Source organism: Vibrio sp. Vf1514 (assembly GCF_052076135.1).
Classification (GTDB): domain Bacteria; phylum Pseudomonadota; class Gammaproteobacteria; order Enterobacterales; family Vibrionaceae; genus Vibrio; species Vibrio furnissii.
On sequence record NZ_CP197267.1, the window covers coordinates 1 to 24,512 of the forward strand.

The following is a 24,512-nucleotide window of genomic DNA, read 5'->3' on the forward strand; positions in this document are numbered from 1 at the left end:
GTGTCATCTTCGCTTTGGTTGCAGTGCCTGCAACAGCTTCAAGAGGAGCTACCAGCCGCAGAATTCAGCATGTGGGTTCGTCCGTTACAAGCGGAGCTCAATGACAATACTCTCACTTTGTTTGCACCCAACCGCTTTGTGCTCGATTGGGTTCGCGACAAATACATCAACAACATCAACCGCCTGTTGAAAGACTTTTGCGGTCATGATGTGCCGAGCCTACGTTTTGAAGTGGGCAGCCGCCGGGTGGTGGCGCCAAAACCGACTCAAAAACGCACCGCTGCGGATGTGGCGGCAGAGTCTTCTGCGCCTGCGCAACTGGCGCAACGTAAACCGATTCACAAAACCTGGGATGATGATGCGGCCAATGCGCCGGAAATTACCTATCGTTCCAACATGAATCCAAAGCACAAATTCAATAACTTTGTCGAAGGTAAGTCGAACCAGCTCGGCCTTGCGGCTGCGCGTCAGGTCTCCGACAATCCGGGGGCGGCCTACAACCCACTGTTTTTATACGGCGGGACGGGTTTGGGTAAAACGCACTTGCTGCATGCGGTGGGCAACGCCATCGTCGACAACAACCCGAACGCCAAAGTGGTCTACATGCACTCGGAACGTTTCGTGCAGGACATGGTGAAAGCGTTGCAAAACAACGCGATTGAAGAGTTCAAACGCTATTACCGCAGTGTGGATGCACTCCTGATCGATGACATTCAGTTCTTTGCCAATAAAGAGCGTTCGCAAGAAGAATTTTTCCATACTTTCAACGCACTGTTGGAAGGAAACCAGCAAATCATTTTGACATCCGACCGTTATCCAAAAGAGATCAACGGGGTGGAAGATCGCCTCAAATCCCGCTTTGGCTGGGGGTTGACTGTTGCGATCGAGCCACCAGAGCTGGAAACGCGCGTCGCAATCTTGATGAAAAAAGCCGAAGATCACCAAATTCATCTGCCGGATGAAGTGGCGTTCTTTATTGCAAAACGTCTGCGTTCAAACGTGCGTGAGTTGGAAGGGGCGCTGAACCGCGTGATTGCCAACGCCAACTTTACTGGTCGCCCGATCACCATCGATTTCGTGCGTGAAGCACTGCGCGATCTATTGGCGCTGCAAGAGAAACTGGTCACCATCGACAACATTCAAAAGACCGTTGCCGAATACTACAAGATTAAAGTCGCGGATCTGCTCTCCAAACGTCGTTCACGCTCAGTGGCGCGCCCTCGTCAATTGGCGATGGCACTGTCGAAAGAGCTGACAAACCACAGCTTGCCGGAAATCGGCGACGCGTTTGGGGGCCGTGACCACACGACCGTGCTGCATGCGTGTCGTAAGATCGAACAACTGCGCGAAGAAAGCCACGATATTAAAGAAGACTATTCGAACCTGATTCGAACCCTGTCTTCGTAACATCACGCGATACTGAGCGCGGATGTGTCACGTCGTTTATCCAATCTCGTTTAAGAGCACACTATGAAATTTACGATTGAACGTAGTCACTTCATTAAACCACTGCAACAAGTCTCCGGCACATTAGGCGGGCGAGCAACGTTGCCGATTTTGGGTAACTTGCTGCTGAAAGTGGAAGACAATCAGCTCTCCATGACCGCGACGGATCTGGAAGTTGAACTGGTCAGCCGCGTGACGCTGGAAGGTGATTTCGAAGCGGGCACCACCACGGTGCCAGCGCGCAAATTCCTCGACATCTGCCGTGGTCTGCCGGATGCGGCGGTGATCACTGTGGTGCTGGAAGGCGATCGCGTGCAAGTGCGCTCAGGGCGCAGCCGCTTCTCTTTAGCAACCTTACCCGCCAGCGATTTCCCGAACATTGAAGATTGGCAAAGCGAAGTGGAATTGTCGCTGACCCAAGGCGAATTGCGTGGCCTGGTTGAGAAAACACAGTTTTCGATGGCCAACCAAGACGTGCGTTACTACCTCAACGGCATGCTGTTTGAAATTGACGGCAGCACCTTGCGCAGCGTGGCGACCGATGGTCACCGTATGGCGGTGTCGCAAACCGAACTGGGCGCAGATTTCGCCAACAAACAAATTATCGTACCGCGCAAAGGGGTACTGGAACTGGTGAAACTGCTGGATGCGCCTGAGCAACCAGTGGTGCTGCAAATCGGTAGCTCAAACCTGCGTGCTGAAGTGAACAACTTTGTGTTTACTTCCAAACTGGTTGATGGCCGTTTCCCGGATTATCGCCGCGTATTGCCGCAAAATACCAACAAAACGCTACAGGCGGGTTGTGATGAACTGCGCCAAGCATTTTCACGTGCCGCGATTCTGTCGAACGAGAAATTCCGGGGCGTACGCGTCAATCTGGATGGCGGCGAAATGCGCATTACCGCCAACAACCCAGAACAGGAAGAAGCCGAAGAGATGCTTGACGTCAACTTCGACGGCGAAGCGATCGAAATCGGTTTTAACGTCAGCTACGTGCTGGATGTTCTCAACACCCTGCGGTGTGAAAACGTGCGCGTCTCGATGTCCGATGCAAACGCCAGTGCGCTGATTGAAAACGTCGATGATGACAGCGCCATGTACGTGGTGATGCCCATCCGCCTGTAATTCATGACGATTGCGCTATGCCGCTTACTCGACTGATTGTTCAGCAATTTCGCAACATTAAAGCCTGTGATATTCCGCTATCATCAGGCTTTAACTTTCTTATTGGCCCCAACGGCAGTGGCAAAACCAGCGTGCTGGAAGCCATTTACCTGCTCGGTCATGGCCGCTCGTTCAAGAGCACGCTGACGGGGCGTGTGATTCAGAATGAGTGCTCAGAACTCTTTGTTCACGGTCGTTTTTTGACCTCGGATCAATTTGAGCTACCGATTGGCATTAATAAGCAGCGCGATGGCTCAACAGAGGTTAAAATAGGCGGTCAATCTGGGCAAAAGTTAGCGCAACTGGCTCAGGTGTTACCGCTGCAATTGATTCACCCGGAAGGGTTTGAATTGCTGACGGACGGACCGAAACAACGTCGTGCGTTTATCGACTGGGGCGTGTTTCACACTGAAGTGGCATTCTTTGATGCTTGGGGCCGATTCAAACGGCTCAACAAACAGCGCAATGCGCTGCTCAAGACCGCGAGCAGTTATCGCGAGCTCAGCTATTGGGATCAAGAACTGGCCAGACTGGCGGAAAACATCGACCAGTGGCGCGGGGCCTATGTTGAGCAGATGAAACGTGTGGCAGAGGAGTTATGTCGCACATTTTTGCCGGAATTCGAGATTACATTGAAGTATTATCGAGGCTGGGAAAAAGAGACGCCGTATCATGAGATACTGCAAAAAAACTTCGAACGTGATCAATTGCTTGGATACACGTTCAGCGGTCCTAACAAAGCAGATTTAAAGATAAAAGTGAACGGAACACCAGTGGAAGATGTTCTGTCACGAGGCCAGCTCAAATTGATGGTCTGCGCCCTGCGTGTCGCGCAAGGGCAGCATTTGACCGAGCTGACCGGGAAGCAGTGCATCTATTTGATAGATGATTTTGCTTCCGAACTCGATAGCCAACGTCGTAAGCGTCTCGCTGACTGCTTGAAAGCGACGGGGGCACAAGTTTTTGTAAGTTCTATTACTGAAAGCCAGGTTGCCGACATGGTCGAGCCGAACAGCAAGATGTTTCATGTGGAACATGGCACAATAGGGCAAGGATAAATAGTGAGAGAGTAACTCATGTCGAATAATTACGATTCATCGAGTATTAAAGTACTGAAGGGTCTAGACGCGGTACGTAAGCGTCCGGGTATGTACATCGGCGACACTGATGATGGCACCGGTCTGCACCACATGGTTTTTGAGGTGGTGGATAACTCGATTGATGAAGCGTTAGCGGGTTACTGTAAAGACATCATCGTGACCATTCACGAAGATAACTCGGTATCGGTCAGCGATGACGGTCGTGGTATTCCGACCGAGCTCCACCCTGAAGAAAAAGTGTCTGCGGCAGAAGTCATCATGACGGTTCTGCACGCCGGCGGTAAGTTTGATGACAACTCCTACAAAGTATCCGGTGGTCTGCACGGGGTTGGTGTGTCGGTGGTGAACGCCCTGTCGGAAAAAGTGGTCTTGACCATTCACCGCGGTGGCAAAGTGCACACCCAAACCTACCGTCACGGTGTTCCTGAAGCGCCATTGGCGGTCGTGGGTGATACCGATCGCAGCGGCACCATGGTCCGTTTCTGGCCAAGCGCTGAAACCTTTACCAACATCGAATTCCATTACGAAATTCTGGCGAAACGCCTGCGCGAGCTGTCGTTCTTGAACTCTGGCGTGTCCATCAAGCTGGTGGATGAGCGCGAAGACAACAAACAAGATCACTTCATGTACGAAGGCGGTATTCAAGCGTTTGTAAACCACCTGAACCGCAACAAAACGCCCATCCACGAGAAAGTATTCCACTTCAACTCTGAACGTGAAGATGGCATCAGCGTGGAAGTGGCGATGCAGTGGAACGATGGTTTCCAAGAAAGCATTTACTGTTTCACCAACAACATTCCACAGCGCGATGGTGGGACGCACTTGGCCGGTTTCCGTGCGGCGTTAACGCGTACACTGAACACTTACATGGACAAAGAAGGCTACAGCAAGAAAGCCAAAACCGCGACGTCGGGTGACGATGCGCGTGAAGGGTTGACGGCGGTCGTGTCGGTGAAAGTGCCTGATCCAAAATTCTCAAGCCAAACCAAAGACAAACTGGTGTCTTCAGAAGTGAAATCTGCGGTTGAATCGGCCATGGGCGAGAAGTTGAATGACTTCTTGGCAGAAAACCCATCGGAAGCGAAAATCGTGTGTAGCAAAATCATCGATGCAGCACGTGCGCGTGAAGCGGCACGTAAAGCACGTGAAATGACACGTCGTAAAGGCGCACTGGATCTCGCGGGCCTCCCCGGCAAACTGGCGGACTGTCAGGAAAAAGATCCAGCGTTGTCTGAACTCTACATTGTGGAGGGTGACTCAGCGGGCGGTTCTGCAAAACAAGGTCGTAACCGTAAGAATCAGGCGATTCTGCCGCTGAAAGGTAAAATCCTTAACGTAGAAAAAGCACGTTTTGACAAGATGTTGTCGTCGCAAGAAGTAGCCACGCTGATCACAGCGCTGGGCTGCGGTATCGGCCGTGACGAATACAACCCAGACAAACTGCGTTACCACAACATCATCATCATGACCGATGCGGACGTCGATGGTTCTCACATTCGTACGCTGCTGCTGACGTTCTTCTACCGTCAAATGCCGGAGCTGATTGAACGTGGCTACATCTACATTGCTCAGCCACCTTTGTACAAAGTGAAGAAAGGCAAACAAGAGCAGTACATCAAAGATGAAGAGGCGATGAACCAATACCAGATCGCACTGGCGATGGACAACGCAGAGCTGCACGTGAACGCTGACGCACCAGCATTGGCGGGCGCACCGTTGGAGAAATTGGTTCAGCAATACAATGCTGCCATCAAACTGATCGAACGCATGAGCCGTCGTTACCCGCATTCTCTGATCCATGAATTCATCTACATGCCACGCATGACGGCTGAAAAATGTCAGGATGAAGCTGGCGCGCAAGCGTGGACGCAACAACTGATTGATCAGTTGAACGCCAAAGAAGTGGGCGCGAGCCAATACAGCTTTACACTGGAACACAACGCGGAACACAACGTCTACTCACCGCGCATCAAAGTGCGCACACACGGTGTGACGCACGAATACCTGCTGAGTGTGGATCTGCTGAACTCCAAAGAGTACGGCAAGCTGGCTGAATTGTCTGAAGCGATGCATGGCCTGATCGAAGACGGTGCATACATCAAACGTGGCGAGCGTACACAACCGGTGGCGAGCTTTGCAGCGGCTCTTGATTGGCTGATCAAAGAATCACGCCGTGGCTTGTCTGTACAGCGCTACAAAGGTTTGGGTGAGATGAACCCGGATCAGCTATGGGAAACCACCATGGATCCAGAAACACGTCGCATGATGCAAGTCACCATCGATGATGCCGTGGGTGCGGATGAGCTGTTTACCACACTGATGGGGGATCAAGTTGAACCTCGTCGTGCGTTCATCGAAAACAACGCCCTGAAAGTGGCGAACCTCGACGTGTAGTCGGTTCAATCTAGGTACAAAAGCAGCGACAGGTTCGCTGCTTTTTTTATTTCTTGCCGCAGACAAATTGCAACTTTATCCCTCTTTTCACCCCTTTTCGATGCTTCCTCCTTCCTTTCTGAGCCCAGTTGCCACTTTGTGTCTTTTCTTAGGGTGGGGCGCCATTTTGTTCCGCTGGGCGCTTTTGCTTTCTATGGTGAACTCGCTATAGTGCAATGAGTTGGATAACAAAGCATCAAGGAGGCAGCAGATGGTTACGTTCCTGGCTTAAGCCGGGAGTGGCGTCACTTCCGGTTTACCTACCCAAGATTGTTGAATCGGTAATGCGTTCAAAGGAGCCATCATGTTCGCTCGTTTTATCATGGCATGTGGTGATGCCATACGCACCTGGTGGCTGACCAGCCGCTTTGTGACGTATCAGTCACCGCTGCGTTTGTTGCAACTGCAACACACCTGCGCGCTGCAGAAACGCTGTCGCAATGGCACGCGTATTGCGCTGGGAGATACGGTGCATTTGGTGGATACCGAACGTTATCATCAGTATCGCATGACGCTGGTGGCGTCTCATCAGCATCAACCGCTGTCCGGCCAGTTGGCTTGGGATTCGTACCTAGGCTCTGCGCTCATGGGGCGGGCGCGCGATGACGTGTTGGAACTCCGTATTCTCGGTCGTTCTCGCCGATATGCGATTACCGAAATTGTCTATGAAGTTCAGCCGCCAGCTCGTCCTTTGCGATGTGGCTGCGTCTTATGTCAGTGAACGGAGATCCTCATGAGTAAGCAGATGCAAAAGAAACCTCAAATGACCCTGAAAGAAAAACGTCGCCAGAAGCAGGAAAAAGCGCAGGAGAACGGCGTGATTAAATTGCGTAAATCACGCGGTTAATCGCCTCGAGTCTGGATAAAGTGCGAGAAGCCCGATCAATGATCGGGCTTTTTGATGATTGAAAAAAATTTTTGGTACATGGCTTGAAAGTACGCTGCGCGACCTTATATATGAAACTGAAGGGGATGCCGAATGGATTCCCACACCGTGGTGACGCGGGATCGCTCCGATGAGGATCAACGCCACTACACCATCAACCAATCAATGGCCTCATGTCTGAAGAATGAGGACCGTGCCTTAACCGATCAAGGTTAAGACTATTGCTTAATCAAGAGGATAGTATGATGAGAACTGTAGATTTCACGCCTTTATACCGCAACGCAATTGGCTTTGACCGTCTGTTGAACATGATGGAAGCCAACACCGCCAAAAATACACAGGGCGGTTACCCTCCATACAACATTGAACAGCAAGAAGAGAACAAATACCGCATTACCATGGCGGTGGCTGGATTTGCGGAGGATGAACTGGACATTACGCAGCAAGAAAATACGCTGATTGTGCGTGGTGAACGCCAGCCGGAAGAGAATAAAAACTACATCTACCAGGGCATTGCGGAACGCGATTTTGAGCGCAAGTTCCAACTGGCAGATTACGTCAAAGTGATTGGCGCAGTGATGGAAAAAGGGTTACTGCACATCGACTTAGAACGTGAAATTCCGCAGGCAATGCAACCGCGCAAAATTGCCATCAACGGCACCCAGTTGCTTGAGAATCAATAATGAAAAAGCCCGCTTCGGCGGGCTTTTTTATGCGCGGTGGTTAACCTTCCAAGTACGCTTTTTTCACTTCCTCGGCGATGATAGCAATGCCTTGTTGCATCGCGTCATCGTTCTGCACGTAGTTCATGCGCAGGCACTGATGGGCATGCGCCCAGTCTTCTTTTTGGCCGATGAAGAAATACTCTCCCGGCACGATCAGCACGCCACGTGCTTTAAGGCGACGGTAGAGTTCTAGGGTCGTGATGGGCAGTTCATCAAACCACAGCCACAGAAAAATTGCGCCTTCAGGCTTATGAATGCGAAAACGTGGGTCGTCGATCGCCTGTTGCAGCAAGGCCACCGCGCGCTGTGATTTCTGGCGGTAGAATGGCTTGATCACATCTTGGCTAAGCCGCAGCAGATCGCCTTTTTCAATGATGCGATGCGCCACCGCTGGGCCGACACTCCCCGGCGCCAAACTGATGATGCCATTCATGTTGGTCAGCGCTTGGGTGATGGCTTCGTTGGCAATCACAATGCCGCAGCGCACGCCCGGCAGCCCTAGCTTGGACAGACTCATGCACAAAATGGTGTTGTCGTTCCAAAAGGGTTCCACGTCTTCAAAAATGATGTTGGGAAACGGCACGCCGTAAGCGTTGTCGATGATGAGTGGAATGTTGTTGTCGCGCGCCAGTTGGTCCAGCTTATGGATTTCTTCTTCCGTCAGCACGTTGCCAGTTGGGTTGGTTGGTCGGGAGGCACAAATCGCCGCCACCGATTCATCGACGGAAAGCTGCTCAAAATCGACGTGGTATTTGAACAGGCCGTTATCGAGTAGTTCGATTTCTGGGTGGTAGGAGACAAAAATATCTTCGTCGATGCCCGCATCGCCATAGCCGATGTATTCCGGGGCCAGTGGCAGCAAAATTTTCTTGAAGCTGCCGTCCGGTTGGCGCCCGGCCAGCAAATTGAACAGATAAAAGAAGCCGCTTTGGCTGCCGTTGGTCAGGCTGATGTTTTTTTCGCTGATGTCCCAGCCGTACGTGTCGCGCAATAGTGTGGCCAGTGCTTTGACCAGCACATCTTTGCCTTGTGGGCCGTCGTAGTTGGTCATGGCAGCAATCAGAGAGCCGTCGGCCAGCATCTCTTCACTGGTGAGTTTAAAATAATCGAGCATTTCCGGAATCGCGGCCGGGTTGCCGCCACCGAGCATGATGGCGCCTGGCGTGCGCAGACCATCGTTTAAATCGTCCATTAACTGGGTTATTCCGGAGTACCGATTAAATTTCTCGCCAAAAGTAGAAAACTGCATGATTCGACTGCCTAAAGTGTTGTGTTTGTATCTTGTTGGTTAGCGGGAGGAATCTCCGCCATTTAGAGTAGTTCTTGAACATACCGCAATGTTTTTGACAGGCAAAGTACTATTTTGTTTTCGATCAAAAAACAAAGCCCGACTCTCTGGAGTCGGGCTTTGAACAAACCAAGTCGAAGAACGACGTTATTTCTGCAACAGGGAGATATCCGCGATTTGCAGGAACAGGTTACGCAGGTTATTCAGCAGCGTCAGACGGTTTTTCTTCAGCGCTTCATCATCGGCCATGACCATCACGTTGTCGAAGAACGCATCGACCGGTTCACGCAGACCTGCCAGTTGGCTCAGAGCCTGCTGGTAGTTGCCAGTAGCAAATGCCGGTTCCAGAGCTTCAGTCATCACTTCGACCGCTTCTGCCAACGCTTTTTCTGCGTCTTCTTGCAGCAGCGCCAAGTCAATCTCTTGCGCCAGCTCGCCGTCGAATTTCGCCAGGATGTTACCCACACGTTTATTCGCTGCTGCCAACGCTTCGGCCGCGTCGAGGTCACGGAAGTGCGACACCGCTTTCACACGGCGGTCAAAGTCAGCCGGTTTGGTTGGGTGGCGTGCCAACACCGCTTGAATGATGTCCACGCTGAAGCCTTCGTCTTGGTACCAAGCACGGAAACGGCCCAGCATGAATTCAATCACGTCTTGCTCAACATTGTCGTTGCTCAGGCGATCACCAAACAGTGATTTCGCTTTGGCGACAAGGTCGACCAAATCCAGGTTGTAACCGTATTCCACGATGATACGCAGTACACCCAGTGATGCGCGGCGCAGGGCAAACGGGTCACTGCCTTTCGGCGCTTGGCCAATACCAAAGATACCCACGATGGTGTCCAGTTTGTCCGCCATCGCGACAGCGGCAGACACGCCATTGGTTGGCAGGCTGTCGCCAGCGAAACGCGGCATGTACTGCTCGTTCAGTGCCACAGCTACTTCTTCGGCTTCACCGTCGTGGCGGGCGTAGTGCATGCCCATCACACCTTGGGTGTCGGTAAATTCGAACACCATAGATGTCATGAGGTCACATTTGGCCAGCAGACCAGCTCGTTTGGATTTCTCGACATCGGCACCGATTTGCTCAGCAATGTAACCTGCAAGCTCGGTGATACGATCGGTTTTGTCTTTGATGGTGCCCAGTTTTTGCTGGAAAATTGCCGTTTCTAGCTGAGGCAGGCGATCAACCAGTTTGCTCTTCAGGTCGGTGTTGAAGAAGAACTCGGCGTCAGCCAGACGTGGGCGAACTACTTTTTCGTTCCCTTCAATAACATGGCGAGGCTCTTTGGACTCGATGTTGGACACGAAGATGAAGTTAGGCAGCAGGTGCTTGTTGGCGTCGTAAACCGGGAAGTATTTCTGGTCACCTTTCATGGTGTACACCAGGGCTTCCGCTGGCACTTTGAGGAATTTCTCTTCAAATTTCGCCGTCAGGACCACTGGGAATTCAACCAACGAGGTCACTTCTTCAACCAGATCGTCTTCCAGATCGGCGATGCCGCCCAGTTCTGCAGCCGCTTTTTGGGCGCCGTCGATGATCATCGCTTTACGGGTTTCGTAATCGGCAATCACTTTACCGCGCTCTAGCAGGATCGCAGGGTACTGCGCTGCCGAATCGATGGTGAATTCAGGTTCACCCATGAAGCGGTGGCCACGGATGATGCGGCCTGATTTCACGCCGAGAATTTCGCCGTCAATCAGGGTGTCGCCAAACAGAATGGTCAGGGTTTTGACCGGACGGATGAATTGCGTTTCTTTATCGCCCCAACGCATCGGTTTGGCGATCGGCAGATGAGCCAGTGCTTTGGCAGCCATGTCGACAACCACGGCAGCGGTGTCTTGGCCTTTCACTTGCTCTTTAAACAGCAGCCATTCACCTTTGTCGGTGACGAGGCGTTCAGCTTGCTCAACGGTAATGCCGTTGCCGCGTGCCCAGCCTTGTGCGGCTTTGGTTGGGTTGCCGTCGGCATCAAACGCGACGCTGACCGCAGGACCCCGTTTTTCAACCACTTTGTCCGGTTGACCTTCTGCCAAGTTGGCCACTTTCAGTGCCAGACGACGTGGGGTGGCGTACCAAGTCACGCCATCGTGTGCGATGCCCGCATTGTTCAGTTCTGCAGTAAAGTTTGCTGCAAACGCTTCTGCCAGTGTACGCAGTTGTTTTGGCGGCAGCTCTTCCGTACCCAGCTCAATCAAAAATTCTTTTGCCATGTGACGTCTTCCCCTTACTTCTCTTCGGACTTTTTGCACATTGGGAAGCCCAGTGCTTCACGGGATGCGTAATAAGCTTCAGCCACTGACTTCGTCAGGTTACGAATACGCAGGATGTAGCGTTGACGTTCCGTGACGGAAATCGCTTTGCGTGCATCCAGCAGGTTGAACGCGTGTCCGGCTTTCAGAATGCGCTCGTATGCTGGCAATGGCAGTGGTTTTTCCAGTGCTAACAGGTGGAGACACTCTTTTTCGCATTGGTCGAAGAAGGTGAACAGGAAGTCGACATCGGCGTGTTCGAAGTTGTACGTGGACTGTTCGACTTCGTTTTGGTGGTAGATGTCACCGTAGGTCACTTTACCCAGTGGGCCATCGGTCCATACCAAATCATACACAGAATCTACGCCCTGAATGTACATCGCTAGACGCTCGATACCGTACGTGATTTCGCCGGTAACCGGCTTACACTCAAGACCACCCACTTGCTGGAAGTAAGTGAACTGCGTCACTTCCATGCCGTTTAGCCACACTTCCCAGCCCAGACCCCAAGCACCGAGTGTTGGGTTTTCCCAGTTATCTTCCACGAAGCGGATGTCGTGTACTTGTGGGTCAACGCCCAGCACTTTCAGAGAACCGAGATACAGCTCTTGAATGTTGTCTGGTGACGGTTTAATGATGACCTGGAATTGGTAGTAGTGTTGCAGACGGTTCGGGTTTTCACCGTAACGACCATCTGTTGGACGGCGTGAAGGTTGAACATACGCTGTAGCGATTGGCTCTGGGCCAAGAGCTCGTAAGCACGTCATTGGGTGAGACGTACCTGCGCCCACTTCCATATCTAATGGTTGAACAATGGTACAGCCTTGTTGGGCCCAATAATCCTGCAGCGCGAGGATCATACCCTGAAAGGTTTTGATATCGTATTTTTGCATAGTCAGGTTCGCGCGATTCTTCTGTCTGAATTGATAAAAAATAACGATCAAGTATACCGAGTTATTCCCCGACAAAGTAGAGGAAATCTTGCTTAATTAATCGGCGAAATTCTCTTTTCATGGAGTTTTTTGCCTTTAAGCTGCGCAAATTTCCTCGTGTTGACGCTTTTCGTCATCTTGGGGTTGAGAATTGTGCCGAGGCTGGATAGAATTCCCCCGTCTTTGGGGAGTAGCTTCTCGATCAAATGCCCTCATTTGATCGGTTCGTTCGTCAACACAATTGGTGCACAATCACCATGGCGTTCGAGACTCGGTGCCGACCGGGTTTAGCAAGACCTTAGACAAACATCACGAACCGGGGTGGGGCGTGTCTGTTTGTCTATGGTTATATAATTATCCCTGCCCCAATGAGCAAGTCGTGAGCGTTTTAGCTATCTCTATTACTACTGTTGCACTGGCCGAAATCGGGGATAAAACCCAGCTTTTGTCGTTATTACTCGCCAGTCGATACCGTAAACCGATCCCTATTATTGCTGCTATCTTTCTGGCAACGATTGCCAACCATGCTTTGGCGGCGTGGCTTGGGGTGGTCGTGGCCGATTATCTGTCGCCTGAGGTGTTGAAATGGGTGCTGGTGGTGAGCTTTTTGGCGATGGCCGCCTGGGTGCTGATTCCCGATAAAATCGATGATGACGAAGAGATTTCCAATCGGGGGCCGTTTGTGGCCAGCTTCATTGCCTTCTTTGTGGCGGAAATTGGCGATAAAACGCAAATTGCGACCTCCATTTTGGGCGCGCAATACGCTGATGCATTGTCGTGGGTGGTTCTGGGCACCACCATCGGTATGCTGCTTGCCAATGTGCCGGTGGTGCTGATCGGTAAATTGTCGGCCGACAAAATGCCACTGGGTCTGATTCGGAAAGTCACAGCGGCGCTGTTTGCGGCATTGGCCGTGGGCGCGGCGGTTTTCTAACCGATAAATATGCTGTGAAACAAACGATTAGCGACGGTCAGGCGCACGCAATTTCCGCTCCAGAGCGTGATATTCGCCATATTCGTGTCATACTTGTCATGCTAGTGTAAAGGGCAACCATCATCGCGAGAGGGTAGGTGTATGCTGACACGTTATATGGGTATGAGCGCCAAAAGTCAGAGTTACCTGTTTACTTTGGGTCTGGCGTTAACTTTGCTTGGCATGTCGCTAACGGACATGTGGTTACCGATGGTGGCGGGGGCCATCATTATGACGGGACTCACGGTGGAGTCGTGGATTCGTGTGGCGCACATCATTCCGTTGCATGAAGAAGTCCGTGCGATGCAAAAGCAGATTCATCGATTGCAAGCGGAAGTCCGCGCCATCGAACATCAGGAATAAACCAAAGGCTGCCTCGGGCAGCCTTTTTTGTCTGCTAGTCCAGCCCTTTCTTAATCAGGTACTGGTACGGCAGTTCGTCGGTTTTCGCACCGAGCAACTGATGATCCATAAATCGGCAGAAGCTTGGAATGTCACGCGTGGTCGAGGGATCGTCGGCCTTAATCAACAGGACGTCACCGTCGTTCATGGTACGAATTGTCTTCCTGACCATCATCACTGGCTCTGGGCAGCGTAATCCTTCCGCTTCTAACACCAATGTGGCTAATTCAGGATTAAAAGTCATGGTCAAACCTAATGGATGTCACAAATCAGGTCTAGATAATACTGGCGAAGAAAAAATATTCAATAAGCGCTTGGCAAAGTGATCTTTTTGTTTTAATTTAGTTAACAAGTTGGTAACAAATAACGAGGGGGTGCAATATGTTGACAGCACTAGACAGACTGACCATCTACTCGGTTCTGTGTTTTATTTCCTTTTGCGCCCTTGTGATGCGAACGCCAACCGAAACCTCATTGATGCCGCTACTCGGCGTGAGTGCTTCGCTATTTGGGATTTGGCTCGAGATGCATCGCTGGCAAGGTGCATCTGGTGAGCAAGAACACTAACACACACTTGTCAAACTACGCTCAATTACATTCCGACACTATCCCCATTTTTCTTGGGCTTCCCCGCTGAAAGGCGGGATTTTTTTTGCCTGCGATTCGGCGTTTTAACCAAGGGACGGTTCATCGCCCGGCCTCGAGACGTCGTCATAGATAATGCGGTTACGGCCGCTGCGTTTGGCCTCATATAAGCGCGCATCGGCAAGGGAGATGGCATCAGCATCGGCGCAGGAGGCGAGCCCTGCACTGAACGTCACTTGGTGCGGGCCTTGATGCCATTGGTATTGAGCGATGCTCAGGCGCAGTTGCTCCAACATCTCCAGCGCTTGCGATGGGGTTACGCGCACAAACACAATGATGAACTCTTCGCCGCCGTAGCGATAAATGCGCGTACTTTGCGGGGGGAGTTGTGCCTCGGCAATCGCGGCAAATGTTTTGAGTACGGTGTCGCCGGTTTGATGGCCATAGGTATCATTGATGGACTTGAAATAATCGATGTCCAACATCGCCACGAGTGTTGCCCCATCCTCGATGAGTGATGGCAGGTCGTTGTCCAGCGCACGTCGATTGTTCAGGCCGGTTAAGCCGTCGATCAAACTCTCTTTCCTCAACGTGTTGCGTCGCTCAGAAACCAAGTGAATGGCGTCGGCGATATTCAGATTGCCGGGCACCTGCGTAGCTTTCATTAAGCCGGTCACGAGATGCTTTTCGACCTGCTGGATTCTTCTTCTCATATACAGCCAGCACAGGGTGTTGATTGTCAGTGAGAAGGTCAGAAAATAGACAATGCTTTTGCTCTCATGAAACACAAAGCGGTTTAAGCTGCGTTTGGGCACTTCGTAGATCACATACCATTCCGGGTTGGAGAGGTTGGAATAGTAATAAAAGGCGCAATGGCCCTCATGGATGCCTGAATAGGCCGTGAGATCCGCGGCGGTGAGCGATGCGGCTGGGGGAATGCCCGCAATCAAGGTGCCTTCGGTGTCACTCAAAGACAAGCGTCCGCTGGAGGGGCCTTGAATGGTCTGAAAAAAGTGGGTGATCAAGGATGGGCGAATCGATAACGCAATCATGCCTTTGGGTTTTAAGGCCTGAGAATAAATCGGCAAAGAGACGTGAATGGCATGACCGCCTACGTCACTCGCGCGCGTGGAAAAGCTAAACTGCGCAGGCGAGCCATACGAGATGACCTTTTTAAACCACGGCTGCTGCTGAGGCGCGTCATTGTGCGGGGCGGCGGCGTTGGGTAACGCTGCCGTCATGAAGGTTTGCCCCTGTAGATCGCTAACGGTGATCGATTCGACATACGGTAATAAATGCAATGCATCTTGCATTTTCGCGTGGTGATGGCTGTTTGGGTCGGGGAATAACGTCTCGCGCAATTGGGTGGTGATCAGCACTTGATTGAGATTTTTTTCGTAGATCGACAGTGTGCGCGCGGTGGTTCGGCTCAAGTCGAGGACGAAATCGAGATTCAAGTTGTGGTAAGAATCGACAATCACTTCACGCTGAATCCAATAGGCACTGATGCCGCCGATGATGAGTATCGAGGTCATCAACCCAAAGAGTTTGTTCACCTTGGTGGCAATGCTTAAATGTTTCATGATTGCGCGCTCGGGGTTATCGCTGACCCGTTAATGTTGTTCTTGCCGGACTGTTTCGCGTGATAGAGCAATTGGTCCACCGCCGAGATAAATTCGGGGAGTGTTTCGCCATCCCATGATTTGAGGCCGGCGCTAAACGTAATGCTAGGCATGCCTTCACGCCATGCACGTGAGGCAAATGAGTGGCGGAAATTGTCCAGCAAAGCGTGCGCGCGTGCGGCGCTGATGCCTCTGAACAGAATGGCGAACTCCTCTCCACCATAGCGATAACTGCGCACCTGAATGTGATCAAAATAGCTTTTGGCCATGGCGGCAAACGCGCGTAAAACGTCATCGCCACACTGGTGGCCAAAGGTGTCGTTGATGCGTTTGAAGTTATCAATATCGATCAGCGCCAGCAACGTCACTCCCTCATCAGACAGCGCGCTGGCGAGGTCTTTGTCAAAGGCGCGGCGATTGAGGGCGCCAGTCAGTTCATCGAGCAACACATGGCTGGCCATCAGATCTGCGGCTTTATGGCTGTCATTGATGGTGGTGTCGACGAATTTATCAATCGATTGATTGTTGTCGTTGAGTTTTCGAATCACGTGGAAATAAAACAGCTTTAATTCTTCACACAGACTCCACCAAAAAAAACACAGCAGCGAAAGAGTGATCCCGACGACCACAAACAGAATAAGGCTCTCTTTGAACAGTGAACTGGTGAGTACGTCACCGTCCACGGCCATGATGATCGTCCAGTTGAGGTGATTTAATCGACTGTAATAGATTTTTTTGTGCTGTTGGTGATCAAAATACGCGCCGTCCTCACCGAGTTGGGTTTGGCTTAAGTCAAACAGGGCATTTTTGCTGCCCCAAACCACGGCACCGACGTTATCGACGACATACACATTGGTGGGTATGGTTTCTTGCATTTTGTCGAACAAGACATTCAGCCGCGCGGGCACGATATCAATCCCGATCACCGCGTAATTGGATGGCTCGTTAAAGATCACTTTGGAGAGCGTGGCGATACGTTCTTGAGAAAATTTATCCACGTAGAGATTGGTGTATTTAATCTGCTGATGATTTTCTGTGGGATCAATAAACCAAGGCCTGGACGCATGAGCATATATTTTATTGCGATTGATGATGGGTGCGTTGCCAAGCATTTTTTCTTTATCACCAATATATATCGCTGACGCCATGGGAATTAAATCCAAATAAAACAACAGCAATTCATTTAAATGAATGGCATTGTCTGTTGGTCCATATTTTGATTCCAATAAATGAATCATGACCTCAAGTTTCATTTCAATGTTAGAAAAAACATGTTCAACTTCAACTTTATAATCATTCAGCATTCGATGGGAAATATCATCATAAATACGTTGTTGATGATGCCATTGAAATAAGCTGGACGTCACACCAACCGTCACGGTCAGGACAAGTAGACTTAGAAAAAATCTGCTCTTCATTTAGGTCGTTAATATGTTTTTAAGCGTCGATAAAAACCACGCATGATCTTTAGTTTCATGTGTGGCGCACTCTTTTTCGAGTGGAGAAAAAGGCGGCGAATATAAACGAATTTTGGTGATTTTAGAAACATTATTGATCGATATTCGCTATTTTTGCGTGATATTAATAACTCCTATTGATCATATGGGGGCATGTAATTTGATTATGAAACGCACAGCATTCGATGTGGTGATTGATGGCGTTTTCATCATTTTTAGACAAGATATTGCGCATGATGATCTGTATTTGTCGCCGGTTAAAACGGCTACTCATGTGACGGTTTTACACGATGTACTTGATGATTGAGCGCTGATTCACGTCATCTGTAGAGGATTGTGCGCGTTATCGTTTGCGTAGCGAAAAATACATGTCGCAGGACGATGAGACTGAAGCCGCTTTTTACCCAACGTAAGGTTGCGTGGTTTTTTCTACGCGATTGGTTACACTCGAGTCAATCGAACTTGATGCTGGAAAAGAGTGTGGAATTAGAAGACATCTACCGTCGCGATCTCAATTTGCTGGTGGCGCTGCGCGTGTTGGTTGAAGAGTGCAGTGTCAGCAAAGCGGCGGAGCGACTGAACCTCAGCCAATCGGCGATGAGTCGTGTGCTTGGCCGTCTGCGTGAGCTGCTGGGCGATCCGCTGTTTACTCGTCAAGGACAGCACCTGATCCCGACGGAAAAGGCGTTGGCGTTTAATCGTGAACTTGGTGAGCCGCTGGAAAGCCTGCGTCAATTGTTGTCACCGACGGAATTTAATCCGACATCCTGCGATCAAACCTTTACCATTGCGACCACCGATTATGCGATGCAGACCATTTTGCCGTTTGCGTTGCCGCGTATCTATCAGGAAGCGCCCAATGTGGCATTTGAGTTTCTGCCGCTGCAACACGAGCGCTTGGTGGATCAGCTCACTTACGATGGCGCCGATCTGGCGATTTGTCGTTTGATTCGTTCGGTCGAACCACTGCAAAGTGAAGTGTTGGGACGTGTCGGGGTGTTGTGCTTGCTTTCGCGTCACCATCCGCTGGCACAGCAGTCGATGACCTTGCAAGATTACCTCGATTTTCCCCATGCGATGATTGCTATTAGTGATGGGGTGAAAGCGCTGCTTGATCAGGCGCTGGAAGGATTGCCCCCGCGGCGTATGGTGCTCAGGGCGTATCATTTGGAAGCGGCGCTGGCGATTATCGATACCATGCCGCTGATTATCACGGTGCCGGCGGACTTGGCGTATCTGGTTGCGGAACGCTATGACTTGGTGGTGAAGCCGCTGCCGTTTTCCTTTACGCCGTTTGATTATTCGATGATTTGGCACCCGCGCTGTGAGCATTCGCCCGCGCAGGAATGGCTGCGTAGTATGGTGAAGGAAGAGTGCAGTAAATTGATTGCCAAGCGGGTTGAAGACATGGGCTTGGACGAATCAAGGCCCGATTAGGGCCTTGAGATAGAGAATGTCGCGAGCGCGCAGATTACAGCTTAATCACCACGCGGCCGGTCACTTGACCATTGGTGATGTCTTCTGCGTATTGCGGTGCTTGCGCTAGGTTAATTTCAGTGCAGGCTTGCTCGAAGTAACTTGCCGGCAGCAGCTCAACCAATTTTTCCCAAGCGGCGATGCGTTTTTCGCGCGGGCAGTTCACGGAGTCAACCCCTTGCAGGCGAACGTTGCGCAGAATAAATGGCATCACCGTGGTGGGCAGATCAAAGCCACCCGCCAGGCCACATGCGGCCACGGCGCTGTTGTAGTTCATCTGCGCCAGCACTTTCGCCAGCACTTTGCTGCCGACGGTATCGACGGCGCCAGCCCACACTTGTTTTTCCAGCGGGCGTGCTGGCTCTTCAAATTCACTGCGGTCGATGATGCGAGCTGCGCCCAGTTTTTGCAGCAGCGGACCGTTTTGTGCCACGCGACCAGTCACTGCAGCCACTTGATACCCCAACGAGGCCAGCAGGGTGACGGCAACCGAACCCACGCCACCACTGGCGCCAGTCACCAACACTTCGCCATCTTGAGGTTGAATGCCCGCATCAAGCAGGGCTTGGACACACAACATCGCGGTCAGGCCTGCGGTGCCGATCATCATCGCTTGTTTACCATCAAAGCCTTGTGGCAGAGGCACCAGCCAGTCGCCTTTTAGGCTCGCTTTTTGCGCCATGCCACCCCAATGGTTTTCACCCACGCCCCAGCCGGTGAGGACCACATTGTCACCTGCCTGATAGCGTGCATCTTGTGAGCGGATCACTTTGCCTGCCAGATCGATACCCGGCACCATCGGAAACTGACGAATGATTTTGCCTTTGCCTGTGATGGCCAACCCATCTTTGTAGTTCAGAGACGAGTAGTCGACAGCGATCAGCACGTCACCTTCCGGCAATTGCGCTTCATCAATCTGCTCAATACTGGCCAGCGTACGTTTATCTTCTTGATTCAAAATCAGAGCTTGAAACATGGGGGTCTCCACACATGGTAAACATTGACTGTAGTCTAAATCTGATAGGTCTATGAAATAAATGAAACTTTAGCATGATATCTATGCGCAAAAAGCATAGTCAAAGTAAGGATATGGCGAAGAGAGAAAAACAAGCCACCGCAGTGGGTGGCTTGAGTCTTATTTAGCGAGGAAGAAACGATAGGCTGGGTTGTCGGTTTCATCTTTCGACTGATAGCCCAGTTCCACCACGTGCGCTGAGAAGCGCGCCAGATCGTCGTCACTGAGTTCAAAACCACATAACACGCGGCCGTAATCGGCGCCATGGTTGCGGTAGTTGAACAGGCTGATATTCCAGTGAGTCCCCAACGTGCTGAGGAACTTGAGCAGCGCGCCCGGGTATTCCGGAAATTCAAAGCTGTACAAGCGCTCACGAAGGGGTTTGGATGGACGTCCGCCAATCATGTAACGAATGTGCAGTTTGGCCATTTCATCATCGGACAGATCTTGCACCGGATAACCGGACTGACGCAGTTCGTGAATGATGGTTTTCAGCTCTTCCTGACCGCCCATCAGCCGCACACCAACAAAGATGTTGGCCAGTTGGTCATCACTGTAGCGGTAGTTGAACTCGGTGACCGCACGGCCGCCGATGATTTGGCAAAATTCAAAGAACGCGCCTTTGCGCTCAGGAATGGTGACCGCCAGCAGGCCTTCCCGTTTTTCACCCAGTTCGCAACGTTCGGACACGTAACGCAACCCGTGGAAATTGGTGTTGGCACCGGACAGCACGGTCGCCAGTTGCTGGTCTTGCAGCCCATGTTGCTCGGCAAATTTCTTCAGGCCCGCCAGTGCCAGCGCGCCAGACGGTTCGGCAATCGCACGTGTATCTTCAAAGATGTCTTTGACTGCTGCGCAAATCTCATCGCTGGACACGGTGATGTGGCCATCGAGGTATTTCTGGCACAGACGAAACGTTTCATCACCGATGCGTTTGACTGCCACGCCGTCGGCAAACATGCTGACTTGATCGAGCACCACCGGTTCACCGGCATCGAGCGCGGCTTTGAGGCAGGCTGAATCTTCCGGCTCGACCGCAATCACTTTGATTTCCGGCATCAGCTGTTTGACCAGCACCGCGACACCCGCCGCGAGGCCGCCACCGCCAACCGGTACAAAGATGTAATCGAGATGGCCGTTTTGCTGCAGCATTTCCATGCCGATGGTGCCCTGACCGGCAATCACCAACGGGTGATCGAACGGCGGCACAAAGGTATAGCCAAATTCTTCAGACAAACGTTCCGCTTCGGCTTTGGCTTCATCGAAGTTACTGCCAAACAGCACCACGTTGCCGCCAAATCCGCGTACCGCCTCGACTTTAATGTCCGGCGTGGTGCGCGGCATGACGATGGTGGTTCGAATGCCCAGTTTGGTGCCCGACAGCGCCATGCCTTGCGCGTGGTTGCCTGCCGATGCGGCGATCACGCCCGCATTTTTCTGCTCTTCCGTCAGGCTAGCCACCATGTTATAGGCGCCGCGCAGTTTGAATGAATGCACCGGCTGGCGGTCTTCCCGTTTGAGTTGCACCTGATTGCCAATGCGCGCCGACAGACGCGGCATGGCTTGCAGGGGGGTCACGTTCGCGACTTCATACACTGGCGCGCGCAGGATCTGGCGCAGGTAATCTGCGCCAGTTTGTTGAGTGAGCGTCATAGATGATTAGCCCTCAAGTTTGGATTTATCGCGCACCGCTCCTTTGTCAGCACTGGTTGCCATGCTGGCGTAAGCTTTAAGTGCAAATGAAACTTCACGTTGACGATCGACGGGTTTCCAGCCGAGTTGGTCTTGCGCTTCACGACGCGCCGCCATCTCTGCATCAGAAATTTGCAGTACAATCGAACGATTGGGAATGTCGATCGCGATGGTATCGCCGTTTTTCACCAAACCAATTGCACCGCCGTTGGCCGCTTCCGGAGAGGCGTGGCCAATCGACAGGCCTGACGTCCCGCCGGAGAATCGACCATCGGTTAGCAGCGCGCACGCTTTGCCAAGGCCCATGGATTTGAGGTAGGTGGTCGGGTAGAGCATTTCTTGCATGCCCGGGCCGCCTTTGGGGCCTTCGTAACGAATCACCACCACATCACCGGCTTTGACTTTACCGCCCAAAATGCCTTCAACTGCATCTTCTTGGCTTTCAAACACCACGGCTGGGCCTTCAAACTTAAGAATGCTCGCGTCCACGCCAGCGGTTTTCACAATACAACCATCGAGCGCGATGTTGCCTTTCAGCACGGCTAAACCACCGTCTTGGCTGAAGGCGTGTTCTTTAGTGCGAATACAGCCTTCCTGACGGTCATCATCCAGCGTGTCCCAACGGCAATCTTGCGAGAATGCCTGCGTGGTACGAATGCCTGCCGGGCCTGCGCGGAAGAAAGTTTTCACTGCGTCAGAGTCGGTTTGTTTGACGTCGTATTGCGCCAACTGCTCGGCCATGGACAATCCCAGCACGGTGCGCGTGTCATCGTGCAGTAGGCCCGCGCGTTGCAGTTCACCCAGAATGCCCATCACGCCTCCGGCGCGGTGTACATCTTCCATGTGATATTTCTGGGTCGACGGCGCCACTTTACACAGGTGTGGCACCTGACGTGACATGCGATCGATGTCGGTCATGTCGAAATTCACTTCACCTTCTTGCGCTGCGGCTAGCAGGTGTAGCACGGTGTTGGTCGAGCCGCCCATCGCGATGTCCAGCGCCATGGCGTTTTCAAACGCATCTTTGGTGGCGATGTTGCGTGGCAGTGCGGTGGCATCGTCTTGCTGGTAGTAACGCTTGGTCAGATCGACGATGCGACGGCCCGCGCTCAAAAACAGTTCTTTACGGTCTGCGTGCGTGGCCAGTAGTGAGCCGTTACCCGGCTGAGAAAGGCCCAGCGCTTCGGTCAGACAGTTCATGGAGTTGGCGGTAAACATGCCCGAGCATGACCCACATGTTGGACACGCAGAGCGTTCCACTTGCTGGCTCTGCTCGTCTGAAACGTTTGGATCGGCACCCTGAATCATGGCATCGACCAGATCGAGCTTGATGATTTGATCGGACAGCTTGGTTTTACCCGCTTCCATCGGACCGCCAGAGACAAAAATGGTCGGAATGTTGAGGCGCATGGACGCCATCAGCATTCCCGGGGTGATTTTGTCACAGTTGGAGATACACACCATGGCGTCAGCGCAGTGGGCGTTCACCATGTATTCCACCGAGTCGGCGATCAGTTCACGGGAGGGCAGCGAGTAAAGCATGCCGCCGTGGCCCATTGCGATGCCGTCATCGACCGCAATGGTATTGAATTCTTTGGCGATGCCGCCCGCGGCTTCGATTTCCCGCGCCACCATCTGACCGAGGTCTTTGAGATGGACGTGGCCCGGCACGAATTGGGTGAACGAGTTCACCACGGCAATAATCGGTTTTCCGAAATCTTCTTCTTTCACACCGGTTGCGCGCCACAGTGCGCGTGCACCGGCCATGTTGCGTCCATGGGTGGTGGTGGCCGAACGATACTTAGGCATAATCTTGTCTCCTTACTTCGCTTGCTCTGGGTATACGTAATCCAACCAGCCCCACTTGTCTTCGGTGGTGCCGTTGAACAGGCCGAAGTAGGCCTTCTGCATCGCTTCGGTCACCGGACCGCGTTTGCCGATGCCCACGGTGATTTGGTCAATGCTGCGTACCGGGACGATTTCCGCCGCCGTGCCGGTCATGAACACTTCGTCGGCTAGGTACAGGGCTTCGCGGGAAATATTGGTTTCACGCACGTTGTAGCCCATATCTTTGGCCAGCGTCATGATCGAATCACGCGTGATGCCCGGTAGGATGGAGCTGGTGGTCGGTGGCGTGAGGATCTCGCCGTTTTTGACCACAAAAATGTTCTCGCCTGCGCCTTCAGACAGGTAACCATCCACGCTCAGTGCAATCCCTTCTGCGTAGCCGTGACGACGCGCTTCGCCGCCCACCAGCAGAGAAGATAGGTAGTTGCCGCCCGCTTTGGCCGCAGTTGGAATGGTGTTCGGCGCAGCGCGATGCCAGCTGGAGATCATCGCATCGACGCCGTTTTCCAGCGCTTCTTCACCCAAGTACGCGCCCCAAGGGAACGCTGCAATGATGACATCCATTTCGGTGCCGGTTGGCGGACATACGCCAAGGCCCACGTTACCGACAAACGCCAGCGGACGAATGTAGGCGCTGTCGAGTTTGTTGGCGCGCAGTGTTTCGCGGGTCGCTTCCATGATCTCTTCTTGAGAATACGGGATTGGGAAGCGGTAGATCTTGGCCGAATCAATCAGGCGCTGAGCATGCTCACGGTGACGGAAAATGATCGGACCTTTAGGCGTGTTGTAGCAGCGCACGCCTTCAAATACGGAGGTGCCATAGTGCATGGCATGGGTCAACACGTGAACGGTCGCGTTGGCCCATGGCATCAGTTCTCCATTGAACCAAATGTAATCTGCAGTTTTTGTTGCCATGATTGCCTTCCTTAAGCACAAATCTTTTGTTGTAAGTTGTTATTTGGGAGCTCGTTGCCCTTGATGGGCGTCACATCAACGCTGCGAATGTCCCATAATTTTTCAATCTGATTAATCAGTGTCGAGATCGGACGATCGCTGTCGACGATGATCTCCACACTGGCAATTTTGCTTTCGTGGTTTTGCGTTGCCGCAACCTGCTTGATGATGAAGCCACGGTGACGAACCACACGCAGAACACGCTCTAGCAGCACCGGTTTATCGTCTGCTTTGATGTCGAGTAAATATCTTTGCATGAGG

23 protein-coding genes and 1 riboswitch are annotated in these 24,512 nt (G+C 52.0%); of the genes, 12 read left to right on the plus strand and 11 right to left on the minus strand.

What is annotated here, in order from left to right:
- From dnaA to ACS18Q_RS00035, 7 genes are all read left to right on the plus strand, one after another.
- Positions 1–1,407: a chromosomal replication initiator protein DnaA gene (gene dnaA, locus ACS18Q_RS00005; protein ID WP_004728727.1), complete on the plus strand. Its 1,407-nt coding sequence runs from the start codon at positions 1–3 to the stop codon at positions 1,405–1,407.
- A 63-nt stretch (positions 1,408–1,470) separates the two neighbouring features.
- Positions 1,471–2,571: a DNA polymerase III subunit beta gene (dnaN, locus tag ACS18Q_RS00010; protein ID WP_004728728.1), complete on the plus strand. Its 1,101-nt coding sequence runs from the start codon at positions 1,471–1,473 to the stop codon at positions 2,569–2,571.
- Between the two features lie 17 nt (positions 2,572–2,588).
- On the plus strand, positions 2,589–3,668 hold the full coding sequence (gene recF / locus ACS18Q_RS00015; RefSeq protein WP_004728729.1) for a DNA replication/repair protein RecF: 1,080 nt from the start codon (positions 2,589–2,591) through the stop codon (positions 3,666–3,668).
- A gap of 18 nt (positions 3,669–3,686) precedes the next feature.
- The gene (gene gyrB / locus ACS18Q_RS00020) at positions 3,687–6,104 is read left to right on the plus strand and encodes a DNA topoisomerase (ATP-hydrolyzing) subunit B (RefSeq protein WP_038152652.1); all 2,418 of its coding nucleotides are present in this window, start codon (positions 3,687–3,689) and stop codon (positions 6,102–6,104) included.
- A gap of 343 nt (positions 6,105–6,447) precedes the next feature.
- Complete coding sequence (locus ACS18Q_RS00025) at positions 6,448–6,864, plus strand: GreA/GreB family elongation factor (RefSeq protein WP_441257215.1); 417 nt, start codon at positions 6,448–6,450, stop codon at positions 6,862–6,864.
- A 258-nt stretch (positions 6,865–7,122) separates the two neighbouring features.
- The gene (locus ACS18Q_RS00030; RefSeq protein WP_004728733.1) at positions 7,123–7,245 is read left to right on the plus strand and encodes a hypothetical protein; all 123 of its coding nucleotides are present in this window, start codon (positions 7,123–7,125) and stop codon (positions 7,243–7,245) included.
- A 29-nt stretch (positions 7,246–7,274) separates the two neighbouring features.
- Positions 7,275–7,712 carry an Hsp20 family protein gene (locus tag ACS18Q_RS00035; protein WP_038152653.1) on the plus strand — a complete coding sequence of 146 codons (438 nt, stop codon included), beginning with the start codon at positions 7,275–7,277 and terminating at the stop codon, positions 7,710–7,712.
- A gap of 40 nt (positions 7,713–7,752) precedes the next feature.
- On the opposite strand, the gene ACS18Q_RS00040 is transcribed toward ACS18Q_RS00035, so the two are convergent.
- From ACS18Q_RS00040 to glyQ, 3 genes are all read right to left on the minus strand, one after another.
- A complete protein-coding gene (locus ACS18Q_RS00040) occupies positions 7,753–9,003 on the minus strand; it encodes a valine--pyruvate transaminase (RefSeq protein ID WP_441257216.1) in 1,251 nt (416 codons plus the stop codon).
- Between the two features lie 186 nt (positions 9,004–9,189).
- Positions 9,190–11,256, minus strand: a complete 2,067-nt coding sequence (gene glyS / locus ACS18Q_RS00045; protein ID WP_004728736.1) for a glycine--tRNA ligase subunit beta — start codon at positions 11,254–11,256, stop codon at positions 9,190–9,192.
- Positions 11,257–11,270: 14 nt separating this feature from the next.
- Entirely contained in the window at positions 11,271–12,188 is a 918-nt protein-coding gene (glyQ, locus tag ACS18Q_RS00050) for a glycine--tRNA ligase subunit alpha (RefSeq protein WP_004728737.1), read from the minus strand.
- A 212-nt stretch (positions 12,189–12,400) separates the two neighbouring features.
- A riboswitch (yybP-ykoY riboswitch) is annotated at positions 12,401–12,516 on the plus strand.
- Between the two features lie 90 nt (positions 12,517–12,606).
- On the opposite strand from glyQ, the gene ACS18Q_RS00055 reads away from it, so the two are divergent.
- Together ACS18Q_RS00055 and ACS18Q_RS00060 are read left to right on the plus strand one after the other, a co-directional pair.
- A complete protein-coding gene (locus ACS18Q_RS00055) occupies positions 12,607–13,161 on the plus strand; it encodes a TMEM165/GDT1 family protein (RefSeq protein WP_004728738.1) in 555 nt (184 codons plus the stop codon).
- Between the two features lie 141 nt (positions 13,162–13,302).
- Positions 13,303–13,563 (plus strand): hypothetical protein, encoded by a 261-nt coding sequence (locus ACS18Q_RS00060; RefSeq protein WP_014204166.1) that lies wholly within the window; start codon positions 13,303–13,305, stop codon positions 13,561–13,563.
- Between the two features lie 34 nt (positions 13,564–13,597).
- On the opposite strand, the gene tusA is transcribed toward ACS18Q_RS00060, so the two are convergent.
- Positions 13,598–13,846, minus strand: coding sequence for a sulfurtransferase TusA (gene tusA, locus ACS18Q_RS00065; protein ID WP_004728740.1), 249 nt, complete (start codon positions 13,844–13,846; stop codon positions 13,598–13,600).
- Positions 13,847–13,983: 137 nt separating this feature from the next.
- Here tusA and ACS18Q_RS00070 point away from each other — a divergent pair, with 137 nt between their 5' ends.
- Positions 13,984–14,169 carry a hypothetical protein gene (locus ACS18Q_RS00070; RefSeq protein WP_038152659.1) on the plus strand — a complete coding sequence of 62 codons (186 nt, stop codon included), beginning with the start codon at positions 13,984–13,986 and terminating at the stop codon, positions 14,167–14,169.
- A 104-nt stretch (positions 14,170–14,273) separates the two neighbouring features.
- Here the strand turns inward: ACS18Q_RS00070 and ACS18Q_RS00075 are convergent, their stop codons facing one another.
- Complete coding sequence (locus ACS18Q_RS00075; RefSeq protein WP_441257217.1) at positions 14,274–15,770, minus strand: sensor domain-containing diguanylate cyclase; 1,497 nt, start codon at positions 15,768–15,770, stop codon at positions 14,274–14,276.
- Positions 15,767–16,957, minus strand: a complete 1,191-nt coding sequence (locus ACS18Q_RS00080; RefSeq protein ID WP_441257218.1) for a diguanylate cyclase domain-containing protein — start codon at positions 16,955–16,957, stop codon at positions 15,767–15,769. The genes ACS18Q_RS00075 and ACS18Q_RS00080 overlap by 4 nt, the downstream gene beginning before the upstream one ends.
- 331 nt (positions 16,958–17,288) lie before the next feature.
- Between ACS18Q_RS00080 and ACS18Q_RS00085 the strand changes: the two genes are divergently transcribed.
- Both ACS18Q_RS00085 and ACS18Q_RS00090 read left to right on the plus strand, forming a co-directional pair.
- Positions 17,289–17,573 carry a hypothetical protein gene (locus ACS18Q_RS00085; protein ID WP_441257219.1) on the plus strand — a complete coding sequence of 95 codons (285 nt, stop codon included), beginning with the start codon at positions 17,289–17,291 and terminating at the stop codon, positions 17,571–17,573.
- Between the two features lie 173 nt (positions 17,574–17,746).
- Positions 17,747–18,703, plus strand: a complete 957-nt coding sequence (locus ACS18Q_RS00090; RefSeq protein WP_038152669.1) for a LysR family transcriptional regulator — start codon at positions 17,747–17,749, stop codon at positions 18,701–18,703.
- 34 nt (positions 18,704–18,737) lie between these two features.
- On the opposite strand, the gene acuI is transcribed toward ACS18Q_RS00090, so the two are convergent.
- The 5 genes from acuI to ilvM form a co-directional block, all read right to left on the minus strand.
- Complete coding sequence (acuI, locus tag ACS18Q_RS00095; RefSeq protein ID WP_441257220.1) at positions 18,738–19,718, minus strand: acrylyl-CoA reductase (NADPH); 981 nt, start codon at positions 19,716–19,718, stop codon at positions 18,738–18,740.
- 159 nt (positions 19,719–19,877) lie between these two features.
- On the minus strand, positions 19,878–21,410 hold the full coding sequence (ilvA, locus tag ACS18Q_RS00100; RefSeq protein WP_004728748.1) for a threonine ammonia-lyase, biosynthetic: 1,533 nt from the start codon (positions 21,408–21,410) through the stop codon (positions 19,878–19,880).
- Positions 21,411–21,416: 6 nt separating this feature from the next.
- The gene (ilvD, locus tag ACS18Q_RS00105; RefSeq protein WP_004728749.1) at positions 21,417–23,258 is read right to left on the minus strand and encodes a dihydroxy-acid dehydratase; all 1,842 of its coding nucleotides are present in this window, start codon (positions 23,256–23,258) and stop codon (positions 21,417–21,419) included.
- 12 nt (positions 23,259–23,270) lie between these two features.
- Positions 23,271–24,212, minus strand: coding sequence for a branched-chain-amino-acid transaminase (ilvE, locus tag ACS18Q_RS00110; RefSeq protein ID WP_441257221.1), 942 nt, complete (start codon positions 24,210–24,212; stop codon positions 23,271–23,273).
- Between the two features lie 11 nt (positions 24,213–24,223).
- Positions 24,224–24,508, minus strand: coding sequence for an acetolactate synthase 2 small subunit (gene ilvM / locus ACS18Q_RS00115; protein ID WP_004728751.1), 285 nt, complete (start codon positions 24,506–24,508; stop codon positions 24,224–24,226).
- Between the last annotated feature and the right edge of the window lie 4 nt (positions 24,509–24,512).